Raw genomic sequence first — 8282 nt, forward strand, 5'->3', positions numbered from 1 at the left:
AGGTACGGTGGCCGCCCCCGGTGCATGGCTCCCCGTGCACGGCCCCGGGTGCATGGGGCACTCCACCCGCCCCGCTCAGCGCCGGTGACTCACGTCCGTACCCGGCAGTTGCAGCCGGCTGCGCGTCTCGTAGCTGCACCCGGTGTACGTGTAGCCCGCCTGGATCCGCTGCCCGTACGACGAGTTGTTCTTCCGGCCGCCCTCCGCCGCCTTGTAGAGCAGGTGGTACGTGCCGGCCGGGAGCAGCAGCCTGCCCTTCGGGTACGACTTTCGGCCGTCTTTGCACGCCTTTCCCTTGGCCGCCTGCGTGTTCGGGTACGCGGTGCAGCCGGCGCACGCGGGAATCGTGAGGCTCCCGGTGATCGGTCCGGTGTAGAGGATGACCGTCGCCGTCGGCGCGTCGTTGCTGACGACGACCGGCATCCGGTCCCCGCCGGGCGTCCCCGTCGGCGGCAGCCGGTCGCCCGCCGCCGGCCGTTCCGCGGCGATCTCCGCCGCGATGGCGATGGTGCGGGCGCGGGCCGCGTTGCCGCTGTCCTGGTACGTGGCGGCGAAGCCCGACAGCGTCGTACGGGCCGCCGAGAACCTCCGGTCCCTGAACTGGTCGAGTCCACAGGACCAGACGCCCGACTCGACCGCCCCGTTCGCGTCGTTGCGCAAGGTGGTGGCCGCGGCGCCCGGGAGAGCGCCCGCGGTGGCGCCGATCTTCCGCAGTTCCTCGGTGACCGGGCAGGGGTCGCTGCCGCTCAGCGCCTTCGTACGGTCGGCGATCCTGGCGCGTATCCCGGGTTCGACCTTCCCGGCCTGCTCGGAGTCGGGGAACGTCCGCATCAGCTCTCCGAGTTCACCACCCGCAGCCGCCACGCCGAGCCCCCGCATCCCGCACTCGTACAGCGAAACGGCGAGCGGCCGGTCCGGCCACCCCGCCAGCTTCCCGAGCGCATCCTTGTCGATCTGTCCCGGAACGGTGCGCAGATACGTCAACGGCCGGACAGCCGCGCAGTGTTCACCCCGGCCGTACGGGGCGGAGACCGCCTTGTAGTACGCGTCCAGCCGATCCGGCACCAGCTTCGCAGCCCTCGAATCCCCGTGCTCATCGACGAGTTGGCGGTACTTCCCGAGCGCCGCCCGGTAATCCCTCTCCCCCGCACCGAAGTTGCCGCCCTTCGCGCGCGCCACGTCCCGGTCCGCCTCGGCGAGCCGCCCGAGCAGCATCTCCTCGACGGCCTCGTGCTGCGCCCCGCGGTACACCACCACCCCACCGGCCGGCGCGGCCAGCAGCGCCACTCCGAGCACCACGGCCAGGTACGGCCGCACGGGCAGCGGCCGTCGTGCCCGCAGCCCTCGCCGCGCCCCGTCGAGAGCGGCGAGCACCAGCAGCACGGCGTACCCGGCGACCAGCCACCCCGACGTCCCGTCCACATCAGCGGGCAGTACGAGCAGCAGCAACGCGGCGGTCGCCCCCAGGCACACGGCGGCCCACACCCACTGCCGCAGCAGCACGTACCCCAGCCCGAGCCCGGAGAGGTTCAGCAGCCCCGCCCCGACGGCCCGCACCCCATCGGCCTCCGGCGGCGGCCCGACGGTCGGCGGCTGCCCCGGCGGATGCGGAGGAAGAGGCGGCGGAGGCGGAGACCCCACGAAAGCCCCGCCGCCCGGCCCGTACCCGGGAGGCCCGGCGGGCGAGGAGTACGGCGAGGAGTGCGGCGCCGAGTAGGGTGCTGAGCCGGACGAATGCCCGGGAGGCCCACTGCGGGGAGGCCCGCCGGGAGCAGGCCCCACGCCCCCGGAAGCCGCCCCGGGCCCGGGGGGCGGTGACGAAGGTGACGAAGCCGGCGGCACCCCGAAAGCCCCCGCCGGCCAACCCTGTTGGGCCGAAGGCCCCGAAGGACCGGGCTGACTCTGCCGGGCCGCAGGACCCGGTTGATCCGGAGAACCCGGTGGGCCCGGCTGCCCCGGCAGCTCGGGCCGGACCGGTTGACCCGGCGGACCCGGTGGCTCCGGATCAACCGACCGATCAGGCTGGGCCGAAGAACCCCATGCCCCCGACCGGCCTTGCGCTCCCGCCCGTCCGGGCCCGTCCTGCAACCGGTCCTGAGGCTCGCGTGGATCCCGCGCCCCCCGCCTGTCCTCCGGCGCTCGTGGGGCTCGCCGTCCGGGCCGGTCCTCCGGCTCCCGCGGGTCCTGCCCCGCCGGGTTTCCCGGCTGTTCCTGCTGCCCCGACCGCCCCTGCTGCCCCGCCGGATCACGCCGGCCGTCTGCCCCCATGCCGCCCCCCGTACTAGCACGTAGCTCGGGTGCGTGGGCGACACTCACCGGCAGTACCGGCCCGCCCCACCCGGCCCCGCCCACGATCCGGCACCGTACCGGGGGCGTCAACGGCTGTGACGTCAGGACACCAGGGCGTTACTTCCCGGCCGTGGCCCCGATCTTCACTGCCGCCCCCGACGCACCTTCCGTGCGCGGCGACCGCTCCGACACCAGTACCGGGTTCTCGTGGGGCGTCACCACGCACCGCGCGCCCACGCCCAGCGACGACGCCTCCCAGCTCGGCAGGTCCGCCTTGAACTCGCCGCCCCCGTCGGCCCGCAGCAGCAGCCGGGTCGTGGCTCCCAGGAAGGTCGCCACCTTGACGGTCGCCGCCACTCCGGACGCGCCGTCCGCCGCGCCGTCCGCGCCCTCGACCCGTACCGAGAAGCCCTCCGGCCGCAGCAGTACATCGACCTCGGCCCCCGCCCGCGGCGACTCGCCGTGCACCGGCAGCCGGCGGCCGAAGAGCTCGACGACCCCGCCCTCGCGGACGACGCCCGGCAGCCTGTTCATCGTGCCGACGAATTCGGCGACGAAGGCGGTCGCGGGCCGCTCGTACAACTCCGAGGGCGCGGCGCACTGTTCGAGCCGCCCGTCCTTCATCACGGCGACCCGGTCGGCCATGGAGAGGGCCTCTTCCTGGTCGTGCGTGACGAAGACCGTCGTGATGCCCAGCTCCAGCTGGATCCGCCGGATCTCCTCGCGCAGCGTGAGCCGCACCTTGGCGTCGAGGGCGGACAGCGGCTCGTCGAGGAGCAGCACCTTGGGCTTGATGGCGAGCGCCCGCGCCAGTGCGACGCGCTGCTGCTGGCCACCGGACAGCTGGTGCGGGTAGTGTCCCTCGCGGCCCGGCAGCCCGACGAGTTCCAGCAACTCCCGTGCCCGGTCTTCCCGTTCGGCGGCGGAGACACCTCGTACCCGCAGCCCGTAGGCCACGTTCTGTGCGGCGGTCATGTTCGGGAAGAGGCTGTACGACTGGAAGACCATGCCGATGTCACGGCGGTTCGCGGGCACCGAGGTGACGTCGTCGCCGCCCATCAACAGCTCGCCGCCGTCGGCGGTTTCGAAGCCCGCGATGATCCGCAGCGCGGTGGTCTTCCCGCACCCGGAGGGTCCGAGCAGCGCCACCATCTCTCCGGCCGCTATGTCGAGGTCGAGCCCGTCGAGAGCGACGGTCGACCCGAACTCCCTTCGCAGACCCCGCAGTTGTACGGCAACACTCATCGTTCAGCCTTCTTCGAAGATTCACGGTCACGGGCGGCAACGGAGGTCCGGGTGCGCCCCCCGGCCAGGGTGGTCAGCAGCAGAAGCAGCCCCCAGGTGATCAGGAGGCTCAACATCGATGCGGCGGCGGAGAGTTGGGGCTCCGCGTCGCCTACCTCGACCATCCACACCGCGAACGGCGCGAAGCCGAGCACCGATGCCACGGTGTACTCGCCGAGCACCATCGCCAGGCTGAGCACCGCCCCGCCGACCAGCGCGGAGCGCAGGTTCGGCAGGACGACCCGCAGCAGCGTCTGGGTGCGCGAGGCACCGAGGCTGCGGGACGCCTCGACGAGGGTGCGCAGATCCACCGCGCGCAGCCCCGCGTCCAGCGAGCGGTGCAGGAACGGCAGCGACATCACGGTGTAGACCAGCACCAGGACCAGCGGGAAGTCCTTGTCGAGCAGCGCCTGGAAGGTCCCGTACAGCGGGGTCGTCGCCAGGTCCTGCTGCCAGGACAGCACCGTGCTGACGCCCGCGACGAGCGCGATCGGCGGCACGACGAGCGGCATCATCGACAGCACCGACACGACGCCCCGCAGCTTCGGGAAGTACAGCGTGACGGCCACCGACGTCGGCACCATCAGGAGCAGCCCGAGGACGACCGTGGCGAGCCCGATCGTCACGGACAGCAGCAGGCTGCCCGCCATCCCCTCCGAGGTGAGCCCCCGGGTGTACGCGTCGAAGCTGATCCCACCGCCGCTGTCGAGCGTGTACCAGAGCGCGGCCCCGATCGGCAGCAGGAAGTAGAGCGCGGCCACCGTCAGAACGGGCCCGCGCGACGTCAGGGCCGAGCGCGAGCTCACGGTCCTACCGGAGACACTCATCCGAGCCATCGTGCACTCCTGCGCTGAAGCGGAATCTGGACGGCCATCACCACGAGGGCGATCACGACCATGTTGAGGCTCATCGCGAGCGCCAGGTTCTCCTGCCCGACGAGCACGTTGCCGTTGAGCGCGTTCGAGATCTGGAGGGTGATCAGCGGCACCGAACTGCCGGTCATGACCGCCGCGGTGGCGTGCGAGGCGAAGGCGGTGCCGAACATCAGCACCGCTCCCCCGAGCAGCGCCGGGGTGAGAACCGGAATCCCGATGTGGCGCCAGAACTGCCCCCGGGTGGCCCCGCAGGAGGCCGCCGCCTCCTGCCACTGCACCCGCAGCCCGTCGAGCGCGGGCAGCACGGTGACCACCATCAGCGGCACCATGAAGTACAGGTAGGCGAGCACGAGCCCGGTGAAGCTGTACAGGCTGAAGCCCGTCGACCGGAGCGAGAGCAGCTCGGTCAGCGTGCCCGTCGTGCCGAGCGTGGCGATGAACGCGAAGGCGAGCGGCGCCCCGCTGAAGTTGGCGAGCACACCGGAGGCGGAGACGACCAGCTTGCGCAGCGCGGGCCGCTTCGAGGTGACGACGGCCTGCGCGACGAGCGCCCCGAAGACCGTCGCGAGCAGCGCACTGAACAGCGACAGCTTGACGCTGCCGATCAGCCCGGTCGCGTACGCCCCGGACAGCGAACCGCTCAGATTGGTGAGGCTGTAGGCGCTCTCGCCGCTGACCGGGTCGGTCACGACGAACGCGTGGTACGCCATGGTCCCGGCCGGCAGTCCGAAGCACACGGCCAGGAAGAGGAAGTACGGGACGACCGCGGGCCAGCGGTGGCGCCGGGCAGCGCGCCGCCCGCCGCCCCGGGGGCGTACCGCCGCGTCGGCGGGAGCGACGGGGGCGGCGGGGGTGAGGACTTGTTCGGCCATGCTCAGCTGACCGCCTTGCCCCAGCCCTGGACGACGGCCTCCTTGGCCTTCGCCTCCTGCTGCGGCGTCACGGTCTTCGGGGTGCCGGAGACCTTCGGGATCTTGGCGGCTGCGGCCTTGTCGGCGGTGCCGTCCTTGACCATGACTTCCAGCATGGCGGGCCGCGAGAAGCCCTTGAGCCAGATGTTCTGGCCCTCCTTGCTGTAGACGAATTCCAGCCAGAGGCGGGCGGCGGCCGGGTGCGGGGCGTTCTTGTTGACGCCCTGGTTGTAGTAGTTCGAGTACTGGCCGTCCGCCGGGACCGTGACCTTCCAGTCGACGCCCTTCGCCCTGAGCTTCTCCCCGTAGCCCAGGTTGAGGTAGTCCCAGTCGATCGAGATCGGCGTCTCGCCCTTCTCGATGGTGGCCAGCGTCGACTCGGCGGGCACGTAGTTGCCCTTCTCCTTCAGCTTCTTGAAGAAGTCGAGGCCCGGCCGGATGTCGTCGAGCGAGCCGCCGTTGGACAGCGAGGCGGCGAAGACGGTGGCGAGCGCGGAGCTGGACTCGGCCGGGTTGCCGTTCAGGGCGACCTTGTTCCTGTACGCCGGGTCCAGGAGGTCCTTGAAGGTCTCCGGGCACTTGGCGACGGCCTTCGCGTCGCAGCCGATGGAGACGTACCCGCCGTAGTTGTTCAGGTAGGAGGCGTCGGCCTGCTTCTGCGCGGCGGGTATCGCGTCCCAGCCGGTGACCTTGTACGGGGCGAGCAGCTTCTGCGCCTTCGCGCTCTGCATGTACGCGGTGCCCAGGTCGAGCGCGTCGACGGCGCGGTCCTGGCCCTTGCGCTTGGCGGCGGCGTTGAGGGCCTGCTGGCTGCTGCCGCCGGGGTTCTCGTTGTTGACCTTGATGCCGGGGTAGCGCTTCTGGAAGGCCGCGATCATCTCGCCGTAGTTGGCCCAGTCCGGGGCGAGTGCGTACACGTTCAGCTCGCCCTCCTTCTTGGCCGCCGCGACGAGCTTGTCCATCCCGCCGAGGTCCGCCGCCGACGTCGCCTGCGCGGCCTTGCTCGCGGTGGCGACCGATTCGGGCGCCGAGCCGCAGCCGGTGGCCAGTGCCGCGGTCGCGACGGCTGCGGTCGCGAAGAGGAGGGAACGGCTCGGGCGAGCTGGGTGCACGTGGTACTCCGTGTGTCGTCGGCCGGCCCACCTGTCTGGACAAGCCATCAGTCAGTAAGCCAGCGGAATCTAACAGCACGGACAGCTCGATTCCAACCTTCCGGAATAAGAAAACCGCAGGTCAAAAGCGTTATGAGGAAGGTGGTTTAGGGGTGGGGGAACTGGTGAGAAGTAGAGCCTTGAACTCACCCTGGTGCGCTCTCCTGTGCACAGGTGTCATCATCGTGACTCACCCCTGAGGAGCGAGGAGCGTCGCTCACCGACGAGGAGCGAAGTGAACCGACCGCACCCCCCGAACCGCCGGCACCAGCAGATCGCCGCCGCCCTGCGCGAGGCCGTCGCCGACGGCCGGTACCCGGTCGGCTCCACCCTCCCCTCGGAATCCGAACTGGCCGCCCTGCACGGCGTGTCGCGCGGCACCGTCCGCCAGGCCGTCAGCTCCCTGCTCGCCGAGGGCATGGTCGGCTCCCGGCAGGGCGCCCGCAGCGTCGTGCTGTCCACCGCGCCCAGCCAGAGCTTCGGCGAGCTGCGCAGCTTCGCCGAGTGGGCGTGGGCCTCCGGACACACCCCGGGCGGCCTGGTCCTCTCCTCCGCCCGCGCGCAGGCAGGCCCCGAGGAGGCGGCCCTGCTGCGGCTGGCCCCCGCCGCCCCCGTGCTGCGCGTGCGCCGCCTGCGCACCCTGGACGGCTCCCCCGTCCTCCTGGAGCGCACCGTGTACGCGGGCTGGGTGGCCGATCCCGTCGAAGCGCTGCCCGCCGACTGCGAGTCCGTCACCCGTTCGCTCAGGGAGGCCACGGGGCTGGTCCTCGCGCACGGCGAGCACCACCTGGACGCGGTCGCCGCGGGCACCGCCGACGCCGCCGACCTCGCGGTCCGCCGCGGCAGCCCGCTGCTGCGCGTGCGCCGCACCACGACCACCGGCGACGGCCGCCCCGTGGAGACCTCGGACGACCGCTACGTGCCCGGCTCGGTGGTCTTCACCGTCCGCAACTCCGTCGGCGCCAACCCACTGGCCCGCACCCAGCCCGACCGCTAGACCGGCCGGAACCCACGACGCAGTCCGGCCGGAACCCACCACGCGAGAGATCACCACATGCCCGTCATCGCCCCGCCCGCCGCCCTCCTCTGCGACATGGACGGCACCCTCGTCGACACCGAGCACCAGTGGCTGGAGGTCGTCGCCACCCTTCTGGAGGAGCACGGCATCGCCCCGGCCCCCGAGCTCCTCGCCCCCTTCGCCGGGGCCGCGATAGCCACCGCGGCGGCCCTCTTCGCGGACACGCACGCAATCACCGGTACGGCGGAGCGCCTGGACCGTGAATTCACCGCACTGGTGGCAGCCGGGGTCACCGTCCAGCCCGGCGCGCTGCGTCTCCTGGACCGGGCCCGCGAGCTCGGCGTGCCCGTGGCGCTCGTCACCGCGTCCGAGCGCAAGGTCGCCGATCTGGTCCTGAAGGGGCTGGGGGCCGACCGTTTCGCCACCTCCGTCGCGCAGGGCGACACGGAGCGCGGCAAGCCCCACCCCGACCCGTACGTGGCCGCCGCGAGGGCCGTCGGCGTGGACCCGGCGGACTGCCTGGCCGTGGAGGACACCCCGACGGGTGCCGCGGCGGCCCTGGCGGCGGGCTGCCGCCTCCTCGCCGTCCCGTCCGTACCCGGCATCCCCGCGGGCCCCAGGACGGTCGTGGTGACGTCCCTGGAGGACGTGGAGCTGGGCGGGCAGCCGTAAGCCGTACGCGCCCCGTACGCGCCCGAGCCGTACGTGCCCCGGGCACGCCGAAGGGGGCGCCCGTCCGGCGTATTCCGGACGG

7 protein-coding genes are annotated in these 8282 nt (G+C 72.3%); 2 read left to right on the forward strand and 5 right to left on the reverse strand.

The window, feature by feature from the left end; all coding sequences use genetic code 11:
* Positions 1-75: 75 nt before the first annotated feature.
* The 5 genes from ACWGIG_RS34060 to ACWGIG_RS34080 form a co-directional block, all read right to left on the reverse strand.
* Complete coding sequence (locus ACWGIG_RS34060) at positions 76-1557, reverse strand: hypothetical protein (protein ID WP_453325560.1); 1482 nt, start codon at positions 1555-1557, stop codon at positions 76-78.
* An 849-nt stretch (positions 1558-2406) separates the two neighbouring features.
* Positions 2407-3534 carry an ABC transporter ATP-binding protein gene (locus tag ACWGIG_RS34065; protein ID WP_453325561.1) on the reverse strand — a complete coding sequence of 376 codons (1128 nt, stop codon included), beginning with the start codon at positions 3532-3534 and terminating at the stop codon, positions 2407-2409.
* Positions 3531-4400, reverse strand: a complete 870-nt coding sequence (locus tag ACWGIG_RS34070) for an ABC transporter permease (protein ID WP_453325562.1) — start codon at positions 4398-4400, stop codon at positions 3531-3533. Before ACWGIG_RS34070 ends, ACWGIG_RS34065 begins: the two co-directional genes overlap by 4 nt.
* Positions 4397-5320 (reverse strand): ABC transporter permease, encoded by a 924-nt coding sequence (locus ACWGIG_RS34075; protein WP_453325563.1) that lies wholly within the window; start codon positions 5318-5320, stop codon positions 4397-4399. Before ACWGIG_RS34075 ends, ACWGIG_RS34070 begins: the two co-directional genes overlap by 4 nt.
* A gap of 2 nt (positions 5321-5322) precedes the next feature.
* Positions 5323-6471, reverse strand: coding sequence for an extracellular solute-binding protein (locus ACWGIG_RS34080; RefSeq protein ID WP_453325564.1), 1149 nt, complete (start codon positions 6469-6471; stop codon positions 5323-5325).
* A 274-nt stretch (positions 6472-6745) separates the two neighbouring features.
* Between ACWGIG_RS34080 and ACWGIG_RS34085 the strand changes: the two genes are divergently transcribed.
* Entirely contained in the window at positions 6746-7507 is a 762-nt protein-coding gene (locus ACWGIG_RS34085; RefSeq protein ID WP_453325565.1) for a GntR family transcriptional regulator, read from the forward strand.
* A gap of 57 nt (positions 7508-7564) precedes the next feature.
* Entirely contained in the window at positions 7565-8200 is a 636-nt protein-coding gene (locus ACWGIG_RS34090; protein WP_453325566.1) for an HAD family hydrolase, read from the forward strand.
* Positions 8201-8282: the final 82 nt, after the last annotated feature.

The organism is Streptomyces sp. NPDC054863, assembly GCF_053610825.1.

Excerpts from the sequence above, each read along its gene's own strand:
- ACWGIG_RS34075 (WP_453325563.1), bottom strand. The coding sequence starts at position 5,320 with ATGGCCGAACAAGTCCTCACCCCCGCCGCCCCCGTCGCTCCCGCCGAC.
- ACWGIG_RS34065 (WP_453325561.1), bottom strand. The coding sequence starts at position 3,534 with ATGAGTGTTGCCGTACAACTGCGGGGTCTGCGAAGGGAGTTCGGGTCG.
- ACWGIG_RS34090 (WP_453325566.1), top strand. The coding sequence starts at position 7,565 with ATGCCCGTCATCGCCCCGCCCGCCGCCCTCCTCTGCGACATGGACGGC.
- ACWGIG_RS34070 (WP_453325562.1), bottom strand. The coding sequence starts at position 4,400 with ATGAGTGTCTCCGGTAGGACCGTGAGCTCGCGCTCGGCCCTGACGTCG.